Here is a 21787-nt window from a genome sequence, read left to right as displayed (position 1 = left end):
ATCCAAGTTGCACAAAAAAGAACATTATCATAGGAGGATACGAAATACGTAAATAAAAAAAGAGGTGTGTATTTCGGACGTTTGCACAATTCCTGCGTTAGCATTAACTAACAGGTTCAAAGGGTCGGAACGAATTGTTCCCTCTCAGCGGTAAGGCTCCCCCTGTGATAACGAGATTCTTTATTTGTTATTGTTTATTGTAAGTGAAATGGATGAGAATGGCAAACATACTTTGTATGACAATTATTGAAATATAATTGTATTGAAATGTTAATAAATATGAAGCAAAAAGATATAGTCCAAGTGAAATAGAGTATGATATAATTTTTTTGAAAATAATTATCATTCTCTTCTGAGGGGGAAGGTTATGAGCTTAGTAGATATTAAAATTGGTGAGAAAGTGTTAGTAAAAAGTATTCAGTCGTTAGATCAGTTATTAAAGCGGAGACTAGCTGCTTTTGGTCTGGCGGAAGGAAGCGAGCTTCGCATAAAACAGAAAGCGATGTTTAAAGGTCCTTGTACATTGGAGTGTCGTGGGCAGTTAATTAGTATTCGTCATTGTGACGCGAAAATGATAAAGGTGGAATTAGCGTGAATAAGGTTGCTTTGCTAGGGAATCCGAATACAGGGAAAACATCATTATTTAATGCACTTACTGGTTCTTATGAATATGTAGGAAACTGGAGCGGTGTAACAGTAGAAAAGAAGGTTGGTAAATTAAAAGATAAGCAAGGAACATTAATTGATTTACCAGGCGTTTATGATTTGAATCCAGTTTCACGTGATGAAGGTGTCGTTACGAATTTTCTACTAACAGATGAATTTCATCATATGTTAAATATAGTGGATTCTTCTCAATTTGAGCGAAATATGCATTTAACATTGCAATTACTTGAATTTGGTAAGCCCGTTTCAATTGGTTTAAATATGATTGATGTGGCAAAGCAAAGAGGAATTGTGATTAATGTAAAACGGCTATCAGAAATATTAGGTGTAACAGTCGTTCCTGTCATCGCAAGAACCGGAAAAGGCTGTGAAGAATTACTTACTACTCTTCATGAAGAGAAACAAAAAGAGAAAAAGCCATTCATTATTTCATATGGTGTACAAATGGATGAAGGAATTCGAGAGGTAATCGCTCTTTTAGAGACAGTGAATTATGAGCATCCGAGATGGTTAGCCCTTCAATTTTTAAGCAATAACGAAGTAGTAGAAAAAGAAATGAAAGCATTACCAATTTATAAGGAACTTATAGCCATTCGATCTCGTTTAGATGGAAAACTTGATTGTACGTTGGAAGAGCACATTTACAAGACTCGTGAAGCGTATATTGAAAAGTTAAAAACAAATGTTATGCAACATGAGAAAGAAGGAAAAATTCCTTTTTCAGAAAAAATTGATAGGTTAATTACACATAAAATTTTAGGACTTCCAATCTTTTTAGCAGTTATGTTTTTTATTTTTCAGGTTACGTTTACGTGGATTGGTACACCTTTATCTGATATACTTGATGGATTTTTTGGCGGACAACTTACTGATTGGGTTACAGCTGGGCTCACAAGTGTTGGGGCTTCTGACTTTATTCAAGCACTCGTTACAGAAGGTATTATTGCTGGTGTTGGTGCGGTATTAGTATTCGTTCCACAAATCTTTGCACTATTCTTCTTCATTTCATTACTAGAAGACTCAGGATATATGGCACGAATTGCAGTTGTTATGGATAGAATTATGGAGTTTTTCGGTTTAAACGGAAAAGCATTTATTCCGATGATTATCGGCTTTGGATGTAACGTTCCAGGTATTATGGCAGCGAGAACGATTGAACAAGAAAAAGAAAGGTTACTTACAGTTCTTGTAACACCGTTTATGTCTTGTTCGGCACGTTTACCTGTATATGCACTATTTGCGGGAGTTTTCTTCCCTCATAGTCAGGCGACTGTTGTGTTCTCTTTATATATCGCAGGGATTGTTCTTGCATTACTCGTTACAAAAATTATGTCTCTTACTATTTTAAAAGCAGAAAAATCTATTTTTGTAATTGAACTACCACCTTACCGTGTGCCGCAAGTGAAAACGTTATGGCTGAGCACGTGGGAGAAAGGTAAAGGATTTGTTCGTAAAGCGGGTACATTCATCTTCGGTGGTTCTGTTGTCATTTGGTTATTAAACTATGCAGGTCCATCAGGATTTGGTGTTGATATGGGAGACAGTTTCTTAGCGATGATTGGTGGATTTATTGCACCACTTTTTGCACCGCTCGGTTTTGGAACGTGGCAAGCTGCGGCATCCCTTTTAACAGGATTTTTAGCGAAAGAAGTTGTCGTTTCTACGATGGCAATTATTTATGCGGTTAAAGAAGATGTGCTAGGAAATGTAATGGGAGCACATTATACTGCGCTATCAGCATATGCATTTATGTTCTTTATTTTATTATATGTTCCGTGCTTAGCGACAGTAGCTGTTATTAAACGTGAAACAGGATCGATGAAATGGACAGTTTTCTCTGTCGTTTATCCGCTCGTTGTTGCTTATGTATTAACGCTCATTATATACCAAGTTGGGTCCTTACTCGGATTCTAGAAGGAGATGTATCGCGGTGATGGTCAATATTATAATTGGAGCTATCATTTTTGGTTATGCAGCATATACGTTAGTTAATTTTGTAAAGAGAAGTAAAAAGGGAAAATGCGCAGCATGCTCTTTAAGTAAGTCATGTCAGTCGCAAACTTGTAGTCCAGATATGGAGCAAATTGCTCAGAAATAGAAAAAAGCTTTGCGAATTTCGCAAAGCTTTTTTGTTTACTTTTTAATTTTTACAAGTTGTGATGCTTCTACTCCATTTGCTCCAGGTAATTCTTTGCTAGGGTCTTTATCAAATTTTAGAATACCTACAGATTTTTCTTCACCTTTTACATTTCCATATGCTGCGTCATCAACGATGGCAAACATATCTCCATAAGAACGGCCGTCACCGATAATTGTGTTACCTTCATATTTTAATTTCGCTCCATCAAGTGTAGCATTTTCAACTTTCTCTTTTGCAAATAATACACCTTGCTCTGCTGTTACAGCTGGTAACTTATCAATTGCTTTTGTGTCATCATTTTTATCGACTTTTTTAAGTAGTTCTTTCTTAACGAGTTCTTCACCAGTTTTCTTATCCATTACAAGTACTTTTTTACCTTCAAGTGTTGCAACTTTCATTTTATATACATCTTTTTCTTTTACATCTTTTTTGTTTTTATCTGCGATTTGCTGAACTTGATCTTCCGTTCCGTATAATACTAAGCCGTTCGCTTTTTCTCCTAATAAAGAACAACCTGATAATGCTCCGAATGAAATTGCTGCTGCTAACCCGATTCCTACTAATTTTTTCATGATGATTTCTCCTTTTTATATGTTTTATAGTAAATACAGTTTTTGTATTAGTCCTTACAGTATGAGAAGCTTTTTTGTTATTCCGTTGCTTCTGGTATTAGTGTATAAGAAATATTGAAACGTAACTATCGAGTTAGCTTACAGTAACATTACAATTATGTAATTTAGTGAAATCGCGCAAAAATAAGTTAATTTTGAAGGCAGAAATAATAAGGATATAGTAGGAATACAATATTATATCTGGAATGTCATATTATATTAGTTGTATTTTGGAAATAACATGTAAGGACATCTTAGTTTTGTTATAATAAACACATAGGTTGTAAAAATGAATATTCTTACTGAAAAGGGAGATTTTTAATTTTCCAAGTAGTGAATTTGAAATATGAGGTATATCATAGGAGGAATTTGGATGTCTGTATTTAAACGATTAAGAGATTTAACAATGTCGAATGTGTATTCATTAATTGAAAAAGCTGAAGATCCAGTTAAGATGACGGATCAATATTTACGCGATATGCAAGCGGATGTACAAGAAGCTGAGAAAAGTGTAGCAGCTCAAATCGCACTTGAGAAGAAATTCAAAATATTATTTGAAGAGCAAGAAGCACTTGTGAAAAAACGTGAAGAGCAAGCTCATATGGCTGTTCAAGCTAGCAACTTAGATCTTGCGCGCCGTGCTTTAGAAGAAAAACAAAATGCAGAGCAAAAGATGAATGAGTATAAAGCGAGCTATGAGCAAAACAAAGCAGCTGCTGATAACCTTCGTCTTAAGCTAGAAGAAATGCGTAAGCAATTAACAGAGCTGAAAAATAAACGTGAAACACTTGTTGCACGTGTAAATGCAGCGAAAGCACAAAAGAATATTAATCAGGCGATGTCTGGATTTGATTCAAATTCAGCAAAAGCTGGTTTAAGCCGTATGGAAGAGAAAGCACTTCAATTAGAGGCTGAAGCAGAAGCAAGCGGTGAAATTTACAAGAAAGAAAAGTCGTTAGATGATGAATTCGCAAGCTTAAACAAAAATTCTGTTGTTGACGATGAATTAGCTCGTATTATGAAGCAGTACGAGAAATAATATAGAATAGACAAAGAAACCGACATGTCTGAAGAGAATTCATGTCGGTTTTCTATTACCCCGCTATTTGCGGGCAAAGACTCCCACCTCAACATTTTGTGAAAGCAGAGAGGTTGGTGGGAGATCGACTGCCCGTAAATGCCCGATTGGTTCAACTAATAATCAGTAGGGGATGGAAAACTCCCCACTGATTAAAGTTTCACTTTACTTTTTTAGAGGAGGTTTTGTAATGACGTGGATGAATGTTTTAGCTATGCTTGTATGGACTGGAGCGAGTGCGGTACTTTTATTTGCAATTATGTGGGTTGATTCGATTTTTACAAAATACAATGATTTAAAAGAAATGAAAAATGGAAATACAGCAGTGACAACGCGTTTCGTTATGAAATTATTTGCGCAAGGGTACATTTTATCTCAATCTATAACGAAAGCGAATGACTTATGGCAAGCGCTTCTTGCCTCAGCAGTTTCATTCGTTATTTTATTAATTGTAGAAATGTTCATTGAGTTTGTGTTAAAGAAAATGTCTGGTTTAGATTTAGAAGAAGGAACGAAAGAAGGCAGCTTAGCACATGCGTTGTTAGCTGGTTCATTACATATCGTTGGTGCACTTATTTTAGGTGCTTGTTTATAAAGAGAAAAGGAGGGGTAGATTGTGAGTTTATTTAAACGTATTAAAAATATAATGAAGAGTCCGGAGCCGCCGAAGCCAGAAAAGAGTCTTTTAACGTTGGCTCCTGGCGATATGATTGAAGTCTCGTTAGTCATGTACGAATTAACTGGGAAAACGAGCATGCATTCTCGCAAGGAGATTATTTTAACTTTGCAGGATGGGAAAGATATTCGTTATTTGAAAATTGAAGACCGTGAAAATACGTATTACAAATTGTATACACCGATTGATGGTCGTTTAGATTCAATCGATGAAATTCCGACGACGATTGAAATGGATGATATAGAGTATCATATGGAAGAACAATATAATGGACGTGTTGTTGTTATGGGGAAAACACCATTTGCTGCTTCAGAAGAACAGTACGTATGGGAATTCCAATCTGATAACCGTAAATTATTACGTGTTGAATGGCAAAATGGTCGCACAATGATGTATGAGGGAGAAGTAATTATTCCTGCTGATGTACAAATCATAAGAGCAACATAAGGGGGGCGTAATCATGTCAAACCGATTGTTTACCATGATTAAATCGTTCGTAATCCCTATACTTGCTATCGTTACATTACTTGTTATTGCCGGTTATGCTTTATCGGGCTGTCAAAGTGGTCAGGCGAAGTCAATTCAGGACCGTTACCCACTAGAGTCTGTCGCAAAGGATGGTAAACAAGAATCTTACGTGTATAGGGCCGCCAATCGGTCAGTTCCTGAAGTTGCAAAGGAACTTATAGCCGAAAGGAAACCGAAGCAAGCATCTAAAGAAGACGAAAATCAAATGTTCCTCGTTTATTCTGATAAAATGTATAATTTACAAAAGGATAAAGAGAAACCATCTGATACGTTAATTGAAATAAGCAATGAAGAATTTGTCCGTCAAAATTACCAACCATCCTTCTTACAAGGATATATTATGGGGAGTATATTAAACGATATATTCGGTTCACGCAAATCATCATACGGTGATTATCGCGGATATAATGACAGACAAAATCATAAACCGGTGATCCCGGAAAGACCACCTACGAAAGAGGAAAAGAAAACCCCGCCTCCAATTACGAAGGAAGGGAAAGGATCTATTATTAAGCGAGGCGATAATGTAGATCCGAAATCATCTGTAGGTGATAAAGGAAGTATTACGGAAAAAGGAAGTAAAACGACGCCACCGCCTTCTACCGGAAGCAAAGGGAAAATTTCGAAAAATCCGGGTGGCTCGAGTGGATCTGATGTGAAGCCGAAATCATCCATTAAAACCCCACCAAAGAATACGTCGCCCCCGAAAACAAGGGTTGGCGGTTCAGGGAAAATTATGAAGAGAAGATAGTATAGAGACTGAAAAGTGGAATTTGCTTTTCGGTCTTTTTATTATGGGAATTAATTCCTTATAGCTGGTACAATTAAGTTATAAGGAGGAGATTATTATGAGTATATATAAAAGGTTTAGTTTGATTATGTTCCTCGTCTTATTCCTCAGTTTGTTTATTAGCACAACGATGAAATTTCACTTTATAGTAGGTATTCTATGGATACTATGTACATGTACTCTCTTTCTATATATTCCGCTTCGCTTTCAGCATGAAGTGCCCGCTTTTCAAAAATACGTCGATTGGATTAAAAGCGGGGGAAGATGGGGGGAGTAAAATATATCAACGGTTTTTCGATTATATCTATCGTAGCTCAAAATATATCAACGATTCGAAAAGGAATATCGATTTACCAACTTCATAATAAAAAGAGGGTGTACCAATATTTTGGCACAGCCTCTTTTTTCATAATGATTAATGAATATCACGTTTCTTAAAGTTACCGCCTTTTACTTCAGCTACGTCATAAACTGTAATAAAGGCATTAGGATCGATTTCATTAATCAGGTCCTTCATTTTACTTTCTTCTAAACGGTTAATTACACAAGAAATTTCTTTGAATTTCTCTCTTGAATAACCACCGTATACTTCGTTATACGTTGCGCTTCGGCCTAAACGATCGCGAATTGTTTCTACCATTAATTCAGGCTCTTTCGTGATGATTTTAAATGTTTTCGAACCACTTAAACCAACTTCAACGATATGAATCACTTTCGAAGCGATAAAGTAAGCAATTGCCGAAAGGATAGCCCCTTGAAGACCAAATACTGTTGAAACAAAAATAAAGACAAACATATTTAAGAATAAAATAAGGTCACTTGTTCCAAAAGGTAACTTACGAGAAAGTAATACAGCTAGCATATCGATTCCATCTAATGCGCCGCCGTTACGTAATGCTAGTCCCATACCAAAACCGATAATAATACCACCAACAACTGTAACGAGTAATGTATCACCTTCAATAATAATTGGTATTCCGTGCATGACAACGGTACCTATTGCTAATGAAGCAATCCCGATAATAGAATAAATTGCAAAACTTTTACCAATTTGTTTATATCCTAACCAAACGAAAGGAATGTTAATAACTGCGATTAGAGCTCCTAATGGCAATCCAAATAATCTTGAACTAACGATACTTAAACCAGTCACACCACCGTCTGATACGTTATTTGGAATTAATACGGATTCTAATCCGTACGCTGTGATAAATGCCCCAATAATAATCATCAAAGCTTTTGAAGCGATTTTTAGCTTATTGGGCTTACTCTTGACAATTTTCTTCATGTAATTTCCTCGTTTCAAACTAGTTTCTTATTTGTTACGTAATTCACACCTAAATTCCATTTTAACATTTAATTTGAAAAAATTCTCCTTTAATGGATGTATGCAGGGGATATTATCACCATATTACCATTAAAATATTTTTGAAATTCGTATAATAAATCCCATCCTTTTAAAGGATGGGATGTTGTTAAGAAAGTATAAAACTAACGACTGTTAGGAATAAAGCGAAACCTAAAATAGTTCCACATATTTTCATATGGCGTTTACGCCCCATAACGACAATTGCGACATATTCGCGAATCATTGCATTAGGCCAGTAATAAAAGGCTGTTTTTGATCCGATTCCTTGGCTATTAAGGCCAGCTTGTCTTGCATATATGCCAGCACGGAAAAGATGGAAATTATTCGTTGTAAAAATACTTTTATACTTACCTTCTGGTTTTAAAGAATCCATAATTTCTTTAGAGAACGACATGTTTTGATATGTGTTTACAGAACGATTTTCTTGTACCGTATGTTCAAGCGGAATTCCTTTTTCAACAGCATAATTTTGCATCGCTTCTGCTTCCGGAAGACCTTCATCAGGCCCTTGCCCACCAGAGAAAATGATTGTTGGTGGTGTATTCACAGCGGCTTGCTTCCAATAAAAGTCGATTGCTTTATTAATGCGACTTGCAAGTAAGGGTGGCACTTTGTCATTAATTAAGCCGCTACCAAGAACGATGATGAAATCTTGATTACGTCTCGGTCTATTGAATTGGTATAGAAAATAAGCGCTTAAGAAGTTAGATAAATGTATAAAGAAATACATAGTTACAAGAGAAATAGCAGCAAAAATAAATTGAAAATGCTCTGAGAATAAACTTGCTGGATTTATGATAGGGATTAGTATACAGAATAAAATCCCTAAAGCAGCAATTAAAGTTAAAGAGTTTGTAAAGCGTCTTCCTTCACGCCTCATCAAGATTCTCGCATTAAGAAATAGTCCAAACATTAGAGCAACGATGCCAAAAGGTATCATGAAAAGTAGAGCTAACATGGGTAGAATAACGATGAAATGTAAAGTGTTACTACCAGATGCAAACGAGGCGATTGCACAAAATAATAGAAATGAACAGAAAAAGGCATTAAATAAAAAGCCATTTATTATTTTTCGTGGATCTTTTAAGTAAGAGATAAGAAAAATAATAAACAATATAAGAGGAATGATTCCGAAAAACATAAATATAGTACACCTCAATTTGTATAATGTTTTATTGCATCCTTAATATTACATGATTTTGAAGATGTTGATAAAAAAATAACGATTTCGAATTTTCTCAATAACCGATATAGTTAAATATGGTAAAATGTATTCAAAGTGATATATTAAAAGTAAAATGGTTGAAGAGGCACTCTGTGGAGTGTCTTTTTCTTTTTGGTATGTAATTATGCATATTATGTTTATTTTCAAGGGAAGAGGATTAAAATATAAGTTGTGGATACACGCTATAAAGCAGAATTTTATATTAATATTTACCTCTACTCTTTTTTTACCTAACAATCTTGTAACAATTCATGATTCTGTTTTCTAGTGTGTGTTTACAAAAAGCGGGATGGGGTATATATAAACAGGGGAAAGGACGTCTTCTTGAAAGGCGTCTTTTTGTTTCTTAGTATAGATAATTTCCACTATTAACGTAGTGCAAACTATCTATACTAAACATTAGCAATCTTCCGTATAAATATTATCAATTTACTATATATTCCAGTGGTGTTAAGTTAAATATGAAAGGCTTTCTTTTTCAAAATATTACCCCTAATAAATTTTTGAAAAAGTCAACTGTCTCCAAACTTGCCATTAATGCTTAGAGAAAAAGCACTCAATTTGAGTGCTTTTTCTTATTGAAACATGCTATTTTTGTAGGCGATGTTCATAAAATAAAAGTAACGAAATGAAAGTAGGTGATAAAATGCCAGCTATTGTGGAAGGGGTTATTATTGAGAATTGTAACGGGACAATTAACTTAGGTGATAAATATAACGTACATCCAATTGAAAAAACGAAAGCTTATAATGGATCTGGATCTTCAAATACGGGACTAAATGTGAGGACATTCAGTGGTATTAGTACGGCAGATGTAACGGATAACGATGTGTATGACCAAGTAATTCAATCTACGTTATAATTTTTATATGTAAAATTGCATAAAATGATGTGCTTGCCCTGTGATACAATTTAGTTGTGAGCTGTTAGTGATTCTTCTTTATCATAGTTGTTAGATTAGAAATGTAACATCTTATCGAAAATCATACGTAAAAAAAGACACTTCAAGCGAAGTGTCTTTTTCATTTTAGTGATATCCTTTAGCAGAGTCTTTATGAATTTTATTTTTAAATATGCTGTAGCTCCAAAGCTGATATCCAATAACGATTGGTACCATGACGATTGCAATGAAGAACATAATTTTTAAGTTTAATTGACTACCAGCTGCGTTGTATAACGTTGTACTATAAGCGTCGTTAATACGAGATGGTAACATTCTTGGGAACATACCTGCAAAACCAGTTGTCATAAACATTGCGATTGTTAAGCAAACGAATGTGAATGCAAGGCTGATTTTATGTTTGTACACCATAATAAGTGTGAGTACACTCATTAACATTGCAAGTACTGGAAGAATGAATAGTACAGGATATTCCGTGAAGTTTTGGAATAAATTTGTACGATTTGCAGTTGCGACATAGAAGATAGCTAAAATGATAGCAGCTGCCATTGAAAATGGTCTTACGATTTTATAAGCACGATCAGATACTTCGCCAGTTGTTTTAATCATAATCCAAAGGGCACCAGATACGACGAATATAGCAGTGAAGAAAAGACCACCTAAAATACCATAATGGTTTAGTAAGCTAAGTAAAGTTCCTTCATAACCATCTTTTCCGATTTGCAGCCCGTAATACAGGTTAGCGAATGTAACGCCGAATAAGAAGGCGATTAGGAAACTACCAATTGTAAATGCCCATTTACAAGTTTTTTGCCAAATTGGTGAATCGTCTTTATGCATAAATTCAAGTCCAGCGGCACGAGCAAATAGTGCAAGTAATACTAAAAACAGTGGTGTATATAGGTAACTAAACATATTTGCATATGTGATTGGGAAGGCAGCAAATGTTGCACCACCAGCTGTAATTAACCATACTTCATTACCACCCCAGAATGGACCAATTGCTTCTTGTAATTGATTTCGTTCTTGTCGGTCTTTCGCCACGAATGGGAAAATCATCCCGTTACCGAGTGCGTAGCCATCAAGAATGAAGTAAACTGTCCAAATTACGCCCCATAAACCGAACCAGATAATTGCAAGCATATCATGAGACATGAGCTGTACCTCCTTCAGTAGCAGGTTCTTCTAATGCAGCTGGTCCTTTTTTCGCGAACTTCAGCATTAAGTATACGTCTGCAATTAAGAGTAAAGTGTAGAACAATATTAAACTAATTAATGAGAACCAAATTTGTGGAACTGATATAGGTGACACGGATTCTGCTGTACGCATTAGTTTATAAACTGTCCACGGTTGACGACCTACTTCAGCAACAATCCAGCCAGCATTAATCGCAATGTACGGAAGTAAGACAGACCACATTGTAATTTTTAAATAACGTTTTGAGTTTTCTAGTTTTCCTTTTCGGTTTAAATAGAAACCGTACCAAGTTAATGCCATAAAGAGCATGCCAAGTGCAACCATTAAGCGGAAGCTATAGTACACGAGGTTAACATTTGGACGATCTTCTTTTGGAATATCTTTTAAACCAACAATTTCTCCATCAAATGAGTTTGTATAGAAGAAACTTCCGAGCTTTGGAATAGTAAGGAATTCAAAGTTCTTTTCATTTTTTACATCAGGAATTTGAATGATTGAGAAACCTTGTCCTTTTCCAGTGTCCCAAACAGCTTCCATTGCAGCTCCTTTTGCTGGTTGATACTTAGCCGCTGATACACCAGATTGATGGCCCATAAATGGTGTAATTGTTGCTGCGAATAACCCTAACATTAAGCCAAACTTAAATGATTTTTTGAAGAATTCCACTTCATTTTTACGTAGTAAGTGATATGCACTAATTGCCATAACGAAGAAAGCACCGACAATATAACAACCAATTACAGTGTGGAAGAACATATTCCATGCATATGGATTTGTAACAAGTGCCCAGAAGTCATTTAATTCAGCGCGGCCGTTACGTACTACGTACCCAACAGGATTTTGCATGAATCCGTTTGCAGTAATAATCCAAAGGGCAGAAATATTTGTTCCAAGTGCAACCATCCACATACAGAAAGCACGGAACTTTGGTGAGATTTTGTCTTTACCGAATAACCATATTCCCATGAAAGTAGATTCTAAGAAGAAGGCAACGAGTGCTTCGATTGCGAGAGGTGATCCGAAAATATCCCCCATATATTTGGAGTACTCAGACCAGTTTGTTCCAAATTGGAATTCCATCGTAATCCCAGTTATAATCCCCATTACGAAGTTAATTGTAAAAAGTTTTCCCCAGAAATTTGCCATTTTTCGGTATGTTGGATTCAATGTGCGGGCGTATTGAGTTTCCATACATGCTACTAAAATAACAAGTCCGATTGTCAAAGGTACAAATAAAAAGTGATAAAAAATAGTAATTGCAAATTGAAAACGACTTAGTAACAGAACGTCGGACATAATAAATATTCACTCCTTTTTTACATTATCTACAATCAGTTTATAGTGAAAAAACGTTTAAAGTATGTGAGACTTGTTACAAAGGTGTGTGTATATTTTGAAAGAATTATGTCGATTATCTGAAAATATCCTATTTTTACTATAAAGCAATATCCTTTTTGAGTTTTTCAAATTTTGGTACACTACATATGTAATGTAAATGAGAGAAAAGAGGGTTCTTTACTATGAAGTCATTAGAAGAGATTTTACAATACAATGAAAAATTCGTTGAAGAGAAAAAATACGAAGAGTATGAAACAGGGAAATTTCCAAACAAAAAGATGGTAATTATCTCTTGTATGGATACTCGTCTTGTTGAATTATTACCGAAAGCAATGAATATGCGTAACGGTGATGTGAAAATTATTAAAGTAGCAGGTGCTGTTATTTCACATCCGTTTGGAAGTATTATGCGTAGTATTTTAGTCGCTGTATATGAGCTTGGAGCTGACGAAGTATGTGTTGTCGGTCATCATGATTGTGGTATGGCAAAAATTCAAGCAAGCAGTACAATTGAAAAAATGAAAGAGCGCGGCGTAACAGAAGAGAAATTAGATACACTTCGTTATTCTGGAATCGATTTAGAAAGATTCTTACAAGGGTTCTCTAGTGTAGAAGAAAGTGTAGAACATAGTGTGTCAATACTCCGCAACCATCCGTTACTTCCGGAAGAAGTACCTGTTCACGGTCTTGTTATAGATCCTGACACAGGAAAATTAGATTTAGTTGTGAATGGTTACGACAATTAAGAATTTACTTTGTCATCCTTTTTATCTGGGACAGGATCAAATCCTCCTGGATGGAAAGGGTGACATTTTAATATACGCTTACATGTAAGCCAAAATCCTTTTAGGGCACCGTGTTTTTGAAACGCTTCTAATCCATAATGAGAGCAAGTCGGATGAAAGCGGCACGTTGGCGGTGTCATCGGAGAAATGAACTTTTGATAAAAGCGTATAATACCGATAAAAATCTGTTTCATAATGGTCTCCTTTTCAGCATAGTCTTAAAGTATTATAGCACGACAGTACATAATTCTTTACTAATGTCGATTTCCGTTATATCATATTGGATATAACGGAATTAAATTAAAAGCGGGAGAGATGTTGTATGCCATCAGTAGAAAGCTTTGAATTAGACCATACGATTGTAAAGGCGCCTTATGTAAGACATTGCGGAGTCCACAATGTAGGTAGTGACGGTATTGTAAATAAATTTGATATTCGTTTCTGCCAACCGAATAAACAAGCAATGAAACCAGATGTTATTCATACGTTAGAACATTTATTAGCATTTAATTTACGTAAATATATTGATCGTTATCCGCATTTTGATATTATCGATATTTCACCAATGGGTTGCCAAACAGGATATTATCTTGTAGTAAGCGGAACACCGACGGTTCGAGAAATCATTGATTTATTAGAACTAACATTAAAAGATGCGGTTCAAATTACAGAAATTCCAGCTGCAAATGAAACACAATGTGGCCAAGCGAAGCTTCACGACTTAGAAGGAGCACAACGCTTAATGAACTTCTGGTTAAGCCAAGATAAAGATGAACTTGAGAAAGTATTTGGATAGAAAGAAAAACTGCCTGTGAAAGGGCAGTTTTTTTTATTTTGTTAAGAGAAAACTTGCTCTTCTTTTATGAAAGTATACTAGACACTCCAACATATAAAATAAAGACAGAACCGAGAAAATAAACAAATGCTTTTGCTTTTTGCTGCTCTTTTATTTCATCAATTCCAAAAAGGATAAACATAATACTTAAAAGGATAAATACGAATGGTAAAAGCATAGAGAGGTTTGCAAAGAGGCTAAGTAGAGCGAGAATGAGAGCGATAGTAGCTATTATAATTCGAAAGTTTTTTAACATGAAATCCTCCTTAGTAGAAGTATTGTTATCGAGAGACAAGAATAAGAATGACAATAATTAAAGTAAAGACACCAGAAAAGAAAGAGATTGTACTATTTACTTTCTGTTGTTTCTGTTTTTCTTCTGCGCTCATGATGAAAGCCATGATAGATAAGGCAATAAGCATATAGGGCATAATAACAAGCGGGTTTGTAAACATTCCATATAGAGCGAGAGCGATGACGATCAGAGCGGATATAATACGAAATACTTTTAGCATACTATTCTCCACCTTTTTTTGTTTAGGTTATCCTCAAATTTATTACCTGTTCGACAAAGCCAAATTGGTGAAAGGGAATAGTCAGTAGGTGATTAAAATTACATGTTACATGTAACGAAGGTAGTTCGATATTACAATGAAGAGCATAAGAATAGAAACGAAAAAATGCGAGATACCCATTGATTTTCTTCCGGATTTCAGTTCATTAATTCCTAGAAGAATAAAGAAACAACTGAGAGCAAATTGCATGTATGGGAGAAGTGTGAAATTATCGGTAGCAAGAGAATAAGTGCAAAGAGAGATTGTGAGAAGCATGAAAAAATAGCGTATTCCAGTTAGCATCGAATTCCTCCTTTAAAGAGACTATTTATCGAAATATTTCTGAGAAGCCAAGAAATAAAGCAACAGCTCCTGCTAACAGAGCAAGTATGCTACCACCTTTTTGCTGTTTTAAGATTTCCTCTATACTAATAATGAAAGCCATCCCCCCTAAAAAGATGAACATATAAGGCATGATTTCCCTATTACCAGTAAAAAAGCTATAGATTGCTATAGATAAAGCAATAAGTGATAAAGTAATCCGTAATCCTTTCAGCATAAAAGACCCTCCTCTATTTTATGTAGGTAATGATAAAAACAAGCCAAATGAAAGCACCAGCAACAATGCAAATAAATCCGGTTCCTGAATCCTTCTTTTTTATTTGCTCAATTGCGATGAGAAACATTAAAGCTCCTAATAGAAATTGTGAAAGTGGTAGAAAGTTATTTTGACCTGTATAGAGCCCAATTGCCGACATAATTATCACAGTGAGTGCGATTGCGATGCGAAGTATACGAAGCATACTATGATTCCTCCTTATTATTTTTCGAGTAAGGGTTATCTTCTGGTTTATCAATCGAATGTTTGTAAGAATAGCCTTTATTAATCGGCATTATAATCGTACTAATACGATCAGTACGATTATAATGCCGATAATTAATATTTTGAGCATGAAATCCCTCCTTTTCTTTATTTTACATAATTTTGTAATTGATGAAAACAATAGAAATTAAAAGGATGAAAGAAGGGTGTTACATGGAGAATAAAAAAACATATTATATATCAGTTGGAAATGGTCAAATTTCGCAAGTGAAGACGGCGGATACGTATAATTTTGAAATTTATGCAAATGACGAAGAGATTACGGAGTTAAGAGAGTATTTTGATCAAGCGTATGAAGAGGACTTAGGTTCGTATGTACGCTCCCACGTTCCATTCGTTGAGTATCATCACGATTCGAATAATGATCGATATGATGAACAACTACAAAAAGCATATAAAATGATTTATGATCTAGGGAATCATGAAACGAAAGAATTAGTCGCACAAATGGGAATAATCAATGGATTGTAATTGGATAATATTATGCAGAAAAGCGAGAATATGCTACAATTTGTGGTAGGAAAAACTTGTAATCATCAATAGGGGAGTAATGGCATGTACAAATTTAAAGATTATTACCACAACACTGTACAATTATCGTTTGAACGTTACCCATTTTCTCCTGAGCCAAAGCATGTTTGGGTTGTATGCCGGTACGGGGATCAATGGTTATTAACGCATCATTTACGCCGTGGTCTTGAATTTCCAGGTGGTAAAGTAGAACTCGGGGAAACACCGGAAGAAGCGGCAGTTCGAGAAGTTCATGAGGAAACCGGCGGCATAGTTTCTGATTTAACTTACTTAGGGCAATACAAAGTATCCGGAAAAGACAAAATAATCATTAAAAACATTTATTTTGCAACAATTAGTGCGGTAGAGCAACATACGCATTACGAAGAAACGAAAGGGTCTGTTTTATTAAAAGACATTCCTGATAATATTAAAACTGATAGAAAATTTAGCTTTATTATGCGCGATGATGTATTAGCGCGTACGATGAAACATATAGAAGAAATCGGCTGTTTTACGAAGTAAAGTGGCCGGTTTCTTTTTTTGATTAAATACCCAAAAAAGGTGTGAATATATCTTTACTTTTAGGGAGGCATTTGGGAATGAAAGTATCCACTTACTATTGTCACTTTTTGTCGGTAAATCGATATATTTCAAAAATTGCTGATATATTTGGAGTTGCGGTCGATATATTCGAAAAATCGCTGATATAATTTATTTACTATTGTATTGTTTTTACCTCCACCTCTAAAAATGAAAGAACCTCCAACAAATCATCCACGACACGTGAATGTTCAAAGTCACCCCAAAATGAATCTCTCTTCCAAACGCCAAGAATGCCTATTTGTTCAGCTCCTATTACGTCATTTTCTGGATGGTCTCCAACGTAAAGGCATTCTTCTGCTTTTACGTTTAGCTTTTGCAAAGCTCGTTCGAAAATCTCAGGATGTGGTTTTTTAATTCCTTCTGCTTCTGAAATGAAAATTGTGTTTGTATACGTATGTATGTTTAGTGCTCGAAGGGTGCTCATCTGAAATTTAGTAAAGCCGTTTGTAATAATACCAATTTTAATGTTTCGCTGAGTTAGTTGTTGAAGTAATTCATGCATGTTTTGGAAAGGAATACAATGATGTTGGAAGTTTGTAATGTAGTCGTGCAGCAGTTGCTCTTGCGTTAAAGTGGTAATGTTGTATTCGCAAAGGAGAGTGGAATATACCTTATCTTTCCACGTGTAACCATTATTGTCGAGTTCGAGAAAACGAGAGCAATACTCGAATTTTTCTATGTTTATCAAATGAAAGGCGAAGCGATTATATTGATCGCGAATAAATTGCTCTAGAGATTGGCGACGATCTAATAGTGTTCCATCTAAGTCAAATAAGATTGCTCGAATCATGGGAAACCTCCATACAGCTTTTATAATTAATTATCGCATATTCGTTAAAAAATGATTATGATATTTTTGTAGAATGGAATAATGGAGGTGCGTATGAAGAAACTGTATGGCAAGTTAATGTGTTTTATGATTTCAACGGGCTTAGTAGCTGGATGTGATATGTCGGAGCAAACTTCGAAAAGAGAGAAAAAAGATGTGTGCGAAACGACAGAAGAATGCACACAAATAGGTGATAAAACACTTCAAAAAGTATATAAAAAGATAGATGGACTTTCAGAACTTGAAGTACTAGAGGATTATGATTTAGAAGGACATTCAAGTAACGATATGAAAGAAGCAGAAATGAAAAAAAAGGATGATGAAAATTATTTCTTTTTAGCTTCTTATTATATCGATGGTGATGAAATTGTAGATCCTTATTTCGATAAACTAGATCGCAAACGATTGAATAAGGCTTTTGCGGAGGATAAGGACGCGAAAGAAGAAGTATTAAAGCAACGTCAAGATAGGGATTATCATGAATCGTTATGGGAGATGTATAGCACGCTTATTCCTGCTAAGTATCGCACTGACATAAAAGAGTTTGATATGGTAACAGATGGATACGATGGAATTGTGGCTCATGTTATGCCGAGTATGGAGTATCCGAAAGAGTGGACCATTAGTTTAGATACGCTTGATTCTGCAGTAAATATCGATCAAGTGATGAAAACATTAATACATGAGACGGCTCACGTATTAACGCTGGGACATAAACAAATACCAGTAAATGAAAAGTACTTAAAGGCTTTTGAAGAAGATAAAGATATTTCATCATACCAAAATAAATGTAAATCTCTTTTCTTACAAGAAGGATGTGCGAAGGAGAGCTCTTATATAAATCAATTTTATAATTCTTTCTGGAAACCAATTGGCCAGGAGTGGACAGAAAAGAAAGTGGAAGAAAGCGAAGAAGCTCAAATTGAATTTTTTAAGGAAAAGCATGGTGAGTTTGTTTCACTGTATGGGACGACAAATGTAGCAGAGGATATTGCGGATACATTTACAGCGTTTATTTTACAAGATTCAAAAAAGGTGAAAGAAGGAACAGAATTAAAATATAAAAAAATTATCTTCTTCTATCAATTCCCCGAGCTTGTAAAAATGAGAGCGGAAGTGTTAGCGGGATTATATGATGTTTCGAAAACGATAGAACAACCAAGTGGACACTAATGCGAATTATGTGTTCGATATATTTTAGCCAAGGGAAAACGTGAAGAATTATAGTTCTTTGCGTTTCTTTATGTTGATAAAATTGAAAATTCTGTCTTTTTTTAAAAAAGAAGAAGGAACTGAATCATTAAAATAGAATTAGTATAAAAACGTCACAAATTAGACACAATTATAATGCGCATAGTATAGGGGCTATAAGTTTACTCTCGAGGAGGTAATGAAACGTATGAAAACGATTCTTGCTGTTGCTGGTCTCATTTGGGTAATGTCTCACGGTTTTCCGATTTTTGAAGGAGAGCAAATTCGTAGTGCATTAAATAAAGAGTTTAATGATTATCATATTATTGATCGAAAAGATAATGTCGTTACGGTGCGTGTGAAAGATTGTTTCCATACAGTTACGGTTGCTAATGGGAATATTGCAGATGATTCAAAAATGTGTGATAAAAGGTAAGAGAAAGAAGCTGACTCTAGCATATCGCTCTAAGTCAGCTTTTTTTTCGTTTTCCAATAAGGAGTTTTTCAAATGCCTCGACAAATACATACATAAGAGTTGCGAGGACGCAAGTGAGCAATACACTGAGCAAGACGAGTGTGAAGTTAAAGACTTGGAATCCATAGCTAATTAAATAGCCAAGTCCTTGTTTAGAAACGAGGAGTTCCCCGAAAATAACACCGACCCATGATAAGCCAACATTTACTTTTAACGTTGAAATAATTGCAGGGAAAGATGAAGGGAGAATAACGTGCTTATAGCATTGCCATTTATTTGCGCCAAATGTGTCCATGACCTTAATATAGTTGGAATCGACTTCTTGAAATGCGCTGTAAATAACGAGAATGGTAATGATGATGGAGATGATTACCCCCATTGCGATAGAGGATGAAATATTTGGACCGAAAATAACAATGATGATTGGACCGAGTGCAACTTTTGGCATTGCATTTAGGACGACGAGATAAGGATCAAGTACGCGGGCCAAAAGTGGCATCCACCAAAGGAGAGTAGCAATAATAGCTCCGAGTACAGTTCCGAGAATGAAGCCTATTCCTGTTTCAAGTAATGTCGTCCATATGTGGACCCAAAGTGAACCGTCAATCCATTTCGTTAAAAAGAGATCCCAAATACTTGAAGGAGAACTAAAGAGTAAAGGATCAATCCATTCTTTTTTACTAGCTATTTCCCATATTGCAAAGAAAAGAACAAGAAGTACAAGTTGTAAAGAGCGAGCTAACCATGCATGTTGTCTTTCTTTTTTTCGAAACTGTTCATGTAGTTGTTTTATATTATCCAAGTCGTTCCAGCTCCTTCCATATTTCTTGGAAGAGGGATGGGAAGTCATGGTGGTGGCGTGCTTCTAACGGCGATAAGGAACGGATACTTTCTGGGACGATGAACGTTTTTGCAATTTTTCCAGGGTTCGCCTGCAGTAAATAAATACGATCACTCATCGCAATTGCTTCTTCAATATCATGTGTCACAAGTAGGGATGTTTTCTTATAGTTACGTAGTAATGTGAAGACGAGATCTTCTAGTTTTAATTTTGTTTGATAATCAAGAGCGGAAAATGGTTCATCTAACAATAAAATTTTTGGGTCGGTCGCTAATGTTCGAACGAGTGCAGCACGTTGGCGCATACCACCGGATAGTTCACGAGGGTATTGCTGTTCTATATCATATAGGCCGACTTGTTTTAAAAGCTTTAATGTATGTTCTTTCGTATTTTCATCATAAACCTTCCGAATATGAAGTCCGAGCATAATATTTTCTTCAATTGTTTTCCAAGGAAACAAGTAATCTTGCTGGAGCATATAGCCCATAGATGGGGTCTTAGTTGTAATCGGTTCACCATCTAAAAATACGATACCTTCAATTGGATCAAGTAGACCTGCGATGATGGAGAGGAGCGTTGTTTTTCCGCAACCACTTGGACCAAGGATTGAAATAAATTCGCCTTCGTCTACTTGCAAACTCATATCTTCAAGAATAAGTTTGGCATTTTCTTTTGCAAAAAAGCAGTGAGAAACGTTACGTATTTGTAAAAAGCTCATACACTTCGCCTCTATTTCTTAATAACGCTTTCGGCAATTTTTGTATTGACGAGCGCTTCATGTGGAACTTCTTTTTGTAATTCACCAGATTCTTTCATAATCGTTTGGAGTTGTTTCCATTCTGCATCATCTAATAATGGATTTGTCGCATATGAATGTTGTTTTTTGTAGCGCTCAATTACTTTTACTGAAATGTCTTTTGAAGTGTCTTTAAATAGTGGTGAAACGGCATCGGCAATCTCTTCTGGACTATGTGTATCAACCCATTGCTGCGCTTTATATAGTGCGCGCGTGAATTTTTCTGCAGCAGCTTTATCTTTCTTTAAGAAACTTTCTTTTGCCATAAACGTTGTATAAGGGACAGTACCAGATTCAGCTCCGAAAGACGCGACGATATAACCTTTTCCTTCTTTTTCAAGTATACTTGCAGTCGGTTCAAAGAGCTGTACAAATTCTCCCGTACCAGATGCAAAGGCATTTGCAATATTAGCAAACTCGATATTTTGAATTAAGTTCGTATCTTTGCGAGGGTCAATGCCATTTTTCTTTAAAACGTATTCACCAACCATTTGCGGCATGCCGCCTTTACGCTGTCCTAAAAACGTAACGCCTTTTACGTCGTTCCAATTAAAAGAGTCTAATTTTTTACGGGAAACTAAAAATGTGCCATCTGTTTGTGTAAGCTGCGCAAAATTAATGACAGGATCTTTTGCTCCTTGTTGATGAACATAAATAGACGTTTCTGAACCAACGAGAGCAATATCAATTCCGCCAGATAAAAGGGTGGTCATCGTTTTATCTCCGCCAGCTGTTGTTTGTAAGTCAATATTTAAGCCTTCATCTTTAAAAAATCCTTTTTCAATTCCAACATATAATGGTGCGTAGAAAAGAGAGTGTGTAACTTCGCCAACGCGAATTTTTTGAGCTTGTTCTTTCGTACTTTCCTTTGTACTACTACAAGCAGCGAATGTGAAAACAGCTAGTAACATGATGCAAAAAACGGTTATTAATTTTTTCACTATATGACACCTCCTAGAAGT

Annotated in this window: 29 protein-coding genes, 1 pseudogene and 1 riboswitch; of the genes and pseudogenes, 15 read left to right on the top strand and 15 right to left on the bottom strand. The window is 35.5% G+C overall.

Annotated features, from left to right (window positions below; all coding sequences use genetic code 11):
- Positions 1 to 71: 71 nt before the first annotated feature.
- Positions 72 to 173: riboswitch (TPP riboswitch) on the bottom strand.
- Positions 174 to 367: 194 nt separating this feature from the next.
- The 3 genes from QCI77_RS24495 to QCI77_RS24485 are packed head-to-tail and all read left to right on the top strand — an operon-like array spanning position 368 to position 2764.
- Positions 368 to 595: a FeoA family protein gene (locus QCI77_RS24495; RefSeq protein WP_000060510.1), complete on the top strand. Its 228-nt coding sequence runs from the start codon at positions 368 to 370 to the stop codon at positions 593 to 595.
- Complete coding sequence (gene feoB, locus QCI77_RS24490) at positions 592 to 2580, top strand: ferrous iron transport protein B (protein WP_353825568.1); 1989 nt, start codon at positions 592 to 594, stop codon at positions 2578 to 2580. The genes QCI77_RS24495 and feoB overlap by 4 nt, the downstream gene beginning before the upstream one ends.
- 16 nt (positions 2581 to 2596) lie before the next feature.
- On the top strand, positions 2597 to 2764 hold the full coding sequence (locus QCI77_RS24485) for a FeoB-associated Cys-rich membrane protein (RefSeq protein ID WP_033708410.1): 168 nt from the start codon (positions 2597 to 2599) through the stop codon (positions 2762 to 2764).
- Positions 2765 to 2799: 35 nt separating this feature from the next.
- Here the strand turns inward: QCI77_RS24485 and QCI77_RS24480 are convergent, their stop codons facing one another.
- Positions 2800 to 3378 carry a lipoprotein BA_5634 family protein gene (locus QCI77_RS24480; RefSeq protein ID WP_044443882.1) on the bottom strand — a complete coding sequence of 193 codons (579 nt, stop codon included), beginning with the start codon at positions 3376 to 3378 and terminating at the stop codon, positions 2800 to 2802.
- A 412-nt stretch (positions 3379 to 3790) separates the two neighbouring features.
- On the opposite strand from QCI77_RS24480, the gene QCI77_RS24475 reads away from it, so the two are divergent.
- From QCI77_RS24475 to QCI77_RS24455, 5 genes are all read left to right on the top strand, one after another.
- Complete coding sequence (locus QCI77_RS24475) at positions 3791 to 4456, top strand: PspA/IM30 family protein (protein ID WP_002015754.1); 666 nt, start codon at positions 3791 to 3793, stop codon at positions 4454 to 4456.
- 229 nt (positions 4457 to 4685) lie between these two features.
- Complete coding sequence (locus QCI77_RS24470; RefSeq protein WP_002015753.1) at positions 4686 to 5090, top strand: DUF350 domain-containing protein; 405 nt, start codon at positions 4686 to 4688, stop codon at positions 5088 to 5090.
- Positions 5091 to 5111: 21 nt separating this feature from the next.
- Positions 5112 to 5618 (top strand): DUF4178 domain-containing protein, encoded by a 507-nt coding sequence (locus QCI77_RS24465; protein WP_002015752.1) that lies wholly within the window; start codon positions 5112 to 5114, stop codon positions 5616 to 5618.
- Between the two features lie 13 nt (positions 5619 to 5631).
- Positions 5632 to 6450 carry a DUF4247 domain-containing protein gene (locus tag QCI77_RS24460; RefSeq protein ID WP_353825567.1) on the top strand — a complete coding sequence of 273 codons (819 nt, stop codon included), beginning with the start codon at positions 5632 to 5634 and terminating at the stop codon, positions 6448 to 6450.
- Positions 6451 to 6547: 97 nt separating this feature from the next.
- A complete protein-coding gene (locus tag QCI77_RS24455) occupies positions 6548 to 6766 on the top strand; it encodes a hypothetical protein (RefSeq protein WP_353825566.1) in 219 nt (72 codons plus the stop codon).
- Between the two features lie 138 nt (positions 6767 to 6904).
- Here the strand turns inward: QCI77_RS24455 and QCI77_RS24450 are convergent, their stop codons facing one another.
- Positions 6905 to 7777 carry a YitT family protein gene (locus QCI77_RS24450; RefSeq protein ID WP_012261882.1) on the bottom strand — a complete coding sequence of 291 codons (873 nt, stop codon included), beginning with the start codon at positions 7775 to 7777 and terminating at the stop codon, positions 6905 to 6907.
- A 187-nt stretch (positions 7778 to 7964) separates the two neighbouring features.
- Positions 7965 to 8999 (bottom strand): YdcF family protein, encoded by a 1035-nt coding sequence (locus QCI77_RS24445; protein WP_002129589.1) that lies wholly within the window; start codon positions 8997 to 8999, stop codon positions 7965 to 7967.
- A 712-nt stretch (positions 9000 to 9711) separates the two neighbouring features.
- Between QCI77_RS24445 and QCI77_RS24440 the strand changes: the two genes are divergently transcribed.
- Positions 9712 to 9945 (top strand): spore germination protein, encoded by a 234-nt coding sequence (locus tag QCI77_RS24440; RefSeq protein ID WP_002015747.1) that lies wholly within the window; start codon positions 9712 to 9714, stop codon positions 9943 to 9945.
- Positions 9946 to 10110: 165 nt separating this feature from the next.
- Here QCI77_RS24440 and cydB read toward each other — a convergent pair whose 3' ends face one another.
- Positions 10111 to 11139, bottom strand: a complete 1029-nt coding sequence (gene cydB, locus QCI77_RS24435) for a cytochrome d ubiquinol oxidase subunit II (protein WP_353825565.1) — start codon at positions 11137 to 11139, stop codon at positions 10111 to 10113.
- The gene (gene cydA / locus QCI77_RS24430; RefSeq protein ID WP_353825564.1) at positions 11129 to 12478 is read right to left on the bottom strand and encodes a cytochrome ubiquinol oxidase subunit I; all 1350 of its coding nucleotides are present in this window, start codon (positions 12476 to 12478) and stop codon (positions 11129 to 11131) included. The genes cydB and cydA overlap by 11 nt, the downstream gene beginning before the upstream one ends.
- Positions 12479 to 12702: 224 nt before the next feature.
- On the opposite strand from cydA, the gene QCI77_RS24425 reads away from it, so the two are divergent.
- Positions 12703 to 13266, top strand: a complete 564-nt coding sequence (locus tag QCI77_RS24425) for a beta-class carbonic anhydrase (protein WP_002015742.1) — start codon at positions 12703 to 12705, stop codon at positions 13264 to 13266.
- On the opposite strand, the gene yidD is transcribed toward QCI77_RS24425, so the two are convergent.
- Positions 13263 to 13499 carry a membrane protein insertion efficiency factor YidD gene (gene yidD, locus QCI77_RS24420; protein ID WP_000809328.1) on the bottom strand — a complete coding sequence of 79 codons (237 nt, stop codon included), beginning with the start codon at positions 13497 to 13499 and terminating at the stop codon, positions 13263 to 13265. The two genes, QCI77_RS24425 and yidD, sit on opposite strands and share 4 nt — an antisense overlap.
- Before the next feature lie 128 nt (positions 13500 to 13627).
- On the opposite strand from yidD, the gene luxS reads away from it, so the two are divergent.
- On the top strand, positions 13628 to 14101 hold the full coding sequence (gene luxS, locus QCI77_RS24415; protein ID WP_001141371.1) for an S-ribosylhomocysteine lyase LuxS: 474 nt from the start codon (positions 13628 to 13630) through the stop codon (positions 14099 to 14101).
- Positions 14102 to 14165: 64 nt separating this feature from the next.
- Here luxS and QCI77_RS24410 read toward each other — a convergent pair whose 3' ends face one another.
- The 5 genes and pseudogenes from QCI77_RS24410 to ytzI all read right to left on the bottom strand — a co-directional run bounded on the left by QCI77_RS24410 (position 14166) and on the right by ytzI (position 15647).
- The gene (locus QCI77_RS24410; RefSeq protein ID WP_002138770.1) at positions 14166 to 14396 is read right to left on the bottom strand and encodes a YczI family protein; all 231 of its coding nucleotides are present in this window, start codon (positions 14394 to 14396) and stop codon (positions 14166 to 14168) included.
- 25 nt (positions 14397 to 14421) lie between these two features.
- Entirely contained in the window at positions 14422 to 14655 is a 234-nt protein-coding gene (locus QCI77_RS24405) for a hypothetical protein (RefSeq protein WP_002138769.1), read from the bottom strand.
- Positions 14656 to 15022: 367 nt separating this feature from the next.
- Entirely contained in the window at positions 15023 to 15253 is a 231-nt protein-coding gene (locus tag QCI77_RS24400; protein WP_002089156.1) for a DUF3953 domain-containing protein, read from the bottom strand.
- A 13-nt stretch (positions 15254 to 15266) separates the two neighbouring features.
- The gene (locus QCI77_RS24395) at positions 15267 to 15497 is read right to left on the bottom strand and encodes a DUF3953 domain-containing protein (RefSeq protein ID WP_002190991.1); all 231 of its coding nucleotides are present in this window, start codon (positions 15495 to 15497) and stop codon (positions 15267 to 15269) included.
- 1 nt (position 15498) lies between these two features.
- Positions 15499 to 15647: pseudogene (gene ytzI / locus QCI77_RS24390) on the bottom strand (YtzI protein).
- A gap of 83 nt (positions 15648 to 15730) precedes the next feature.
- Between ytzI and QCI77_RS24385 the strand changes: the two are divergent.
- Together QCI77_RS24385 and mutTA are read left to right on the top strand one after the other, a co-directional pair.
- Positions 15731 to 16048 (top strand): hypothetical protein, encoded by a 318-nt coding sequence (locus tag QCI77_RS24385; RefSeq protein ID WP_002089150.1) that lies wholly within the window; start codon positions 15731 to 15733, stop codon positions 16046 to 16048.
- Between the two features lie 84 nt (positions 16049 to 16132).
- Positions 16133 to 16612 carry an antimutator 8-oxo-(dGTP/GTP)ase gene (gene mutTA / locus QCI77_RS24380; RefSeq protein WP_002015736.1) on the top strand — a complete coding sequence of 160 codons (480 nt, stop codon included), beginning with the start codon at positions 16133 to 16135 and terminating at the stop codon, positions 16610 to 16612.
- A 196-nt stretch (positions 16613 to 16808) separates the two neighbouring features.
- Here the strand turns inward: mutTA and QCI77_RS24375 are convergent, their stop codons facing one another.
- Entirely contained in the window at positions 16809 to 17483 is a 675-nt protein-coding gene (locus tag QCI77_RS24375; protein WP_353825563.1) for an HAD family hydrolase, read from the bottom strand.
- 93 nt (positions 17484 to 17576) lie between these two features.
- Between QCI77_RS24375 and QCI77_RS24370 the strand changes: the two genes are divergently transcribed.
- Together QCI77_RS24370 and QCI77_RS24365 are read left to right on the top strand one after the other, a co-directional pair.
- Positions 17577 to 18695: a recombinase family protein gene (locus QCI77_RS24370; protein ID WP_193652306.1), complete on the top strand. Its 1119-nt coding sequence runs from the start codon at positions 17577 to 17579 to the stop codon at positions 18693 to 18695.
- Positions 18696 to 18921: 226 nt separating this feature from the next.
- The gene (locus tag QCI77_RS24365) at positions 18922 to 19149 is read left to right on the top strand and encodes a hypothetical protein (protein WP_002129567.1); all 228 of its coding nucleotides are present in this window, start codon (positions 18922 to 18924) and stop codon (positions 19147 to 19149) included.
- A 34-nt stretch (positions 19150 to 19183) separates the two neighbouring features.
- Here the strand turns inward: QCI77_RS24365 and QCI77_RS24360 are convergent, their stop codons facing one another.
- The 3 genes from QCI77_RS24360 to QCI77_RS24350 are packed head-to-tail and all read right to left on the bottom strand — an operon-like array spanning position 19184 to position 21766.
- Positions 19184 to 19990 carry an ABC transporter permease gene (locus QCI77_RS24360; RefSeq protein WP_353825562.1) on the bottom strand — a complete coding sequence of 269 codons (807 nt, stop codon included), beginning with the start codon at positions 19988 to 19990 and terminating at the stop codon, positions 19184 to 19186.
- Positions 19983 to 20747, bottom strand: a complete 765-nt coding sequence (locus tag QCI77_RS24355) for an ABC transporter ATP-binding protein (protein WP_016102906.1) — start codon at positions 20745 to 20747, stop codon at positions 19983 to 19985. Before QCI77_RS24355 ends, QCI77_RS24360 begins: the two co-directional genes overlap by 8 nt.
- 11 nt (positions 20748 to 20758) lie before the next feature.
- Entirely contained in the window at positions 20759 to 21766 is a 1008-nt protein-coding gene (locus tag QCI77_RS24350; protein ID WP_002089139.1) for an ABC transporter substrate-binding protein, read from the bottom strand.
- Between the last annotated feature and the right edge of the window lie 21 nt (positions 21767 to 21787).

Source organism: Bacillus cereus group sp. MG9 (assembly GCF_040459995.1).
Taxonomy (GTDB): Bacteria; Bacillota; Bacilli; order Bacillales; family Bacillaceae_G; genus Bacillus_A; species Bacillus_A mycoides.
The sequence above is the reverse complement of the archived record's forward strand: the minus strand, read 5'-3'. Positions and strand labels throughout refer to the sequence as shown.

Coding starts and splice junctions, on each gene's coding strand:
- QCI77_RS24410 (WP_002138770.1), bottom strand. CDS start 14,396: ATGTTAAAAAACTTTCGAATTATAATAGCTACTATCGCTCTCATTCTC.
- QCI77_RS24355 (WP_016102906.1), bottom strand. CDS start 20,747: ATGAGCTTTTTACAAATACGTAACGTTTCTCACTGCTTTTTTGCAAAA.
- QCI77_RS24395 (WP_002190991.1), bottom strand. CDS start 15,497: ATGCTTCGTATACTTCGCATCGCAATCGCACTCACTGTGATAATTATG.
- QCI77_RS24425 (WP_002015742.1), top strand. CDS start 12,703: ATGAAGTCATTAGAAGAGATTTTACAATACAATGAAAAATTCGTTGAA.
- QCI77_RS24365 (WP_002129567.1), top strand. CDS start 18,922: ATGAAAACGATTCTTGCTGTTGCTGGTCTCATTTGGGTAATGTCTCAC.
- QCI77_RS24370 (WP_193652306.1), top strand. CDS start 17,577: ATGAAGAAACTGTATGGCAAGTTAATGTGTTTTATGATTTCAACGGGC.
- QCI77_RS24405 (WP_002138769.1), bottom strand. CDS start 14,655: ATGCTAAAAGTATTTCGTATTATATCCGCTCTGATCGTCATCGCTCTC.
- QCI77_RS24440 (WP_002015747.1), top strand. CDS start 9,712: ATGAAAGTAGGTGATAAAATGCCAGCTATTGTGGAAGGGGTTATTATT.
- QCI77_RS24475 (WP_002015754.1), top strand. CDS start 3,791: ATGTCTGTATTTAAACGATTAAGAGATTTAACAATGTCGAATGTGTAT.
- QCI77_RS24385 (WP_002089150.1), top strand. CDS start 15,731: ATGGAGAATAAAAAAACATATTATATATCAGTTGGAAATGGTCAAATT.
- QCI77_RS24470 (WP_002015753.1), top strand. CDS start 4,686: ATGACGTGGATGAATGTTTTAGCTATGCTTGTATGGACTGGAGCGAGT.
- QCI77_RS24375 (WP_353825563.1), bottom strand. CDS start 17,483: ATGATTCGAGCAATCTTATTTGACTTAGATGGAACACTATTAGATCGT.
- luxS (WP_001141371.1), top strand. CDS start 13,628: ATGCCATCAGTAGAAAGCTTTGAATTAGACCATACGATTGTAAAGGCG.
- QCI77_RS24445 (WP_002129589.1), bottom strand. CDS start 8,999: ATGTTTTTCGGAATCATTCCTCTTATATTGTTTATTATTTTTCTTATC.
- QCI77_RS24495 (WP_000060510.1), top strand. CDS start 368: ATGAGCTTAGTAGATATTAAAATTGGTGAGAAAGTGTTAGTAAAAAGT.
- cydA (WP_353825564.1), bottom strand. CDS start 12,478: ATGTCCGACGTTCTGTTACTAAGTCGTTTTCAATTTGCAATTACTATT.
- QCI77_RS24450 (WP_012261882.1), bottom strand. CDS start 7,777: ATGAAGAAAATTGTCAAGAGTAAGCCCAATAAGCTAAAAATCGCTTCA.
- QCI77_RS24480 (WP_044443882.1), bottom strand. CDS start 3,378: ATGAAAAAATTAGTAGGAATCGGGTTAGCAGCAGCAATTTCATTCGGA.
- QCI77_RS24460 (WP_353825567.1), top strand. CDS start 5,632: ATGTCAAACCGATTGTTTACCATGATTAAATCGTTCGTAATCCCTATA.
- yidD (WP_000809328.1), bottom strand. CDS start 13,499: ATGAAACAGATTTTTATCGGTATTATACGCTTTTATCAAAAGTTCATT.
- QCI77_RS24455 (WP_353825566.1), top strand. CDS start 6,548: ATGAGTATATATAAAAGGTTTAGTTTGATTATGTTCCTCGTCTTATTC.
- cydB (WP_353825565.1), bottom strand. CDS start 11,139: ATGTCTCATGATATGCTTGCAATTATCTGGTTCGGTTTATGGGGCGTA.
- QCI77_RS24400 (WP_002089156.1), bottom strand. CDS start 15,253: ATGCTGAAAGGATTACGGATTACTTTATCACTTATTGCTTTATCTATA.
- mutTA (WP_002015736.1), top strand. CDS start 16,133: ATGTACAAATTTAAAGATTATTACCACAACACTGTACAATTATCGTTT.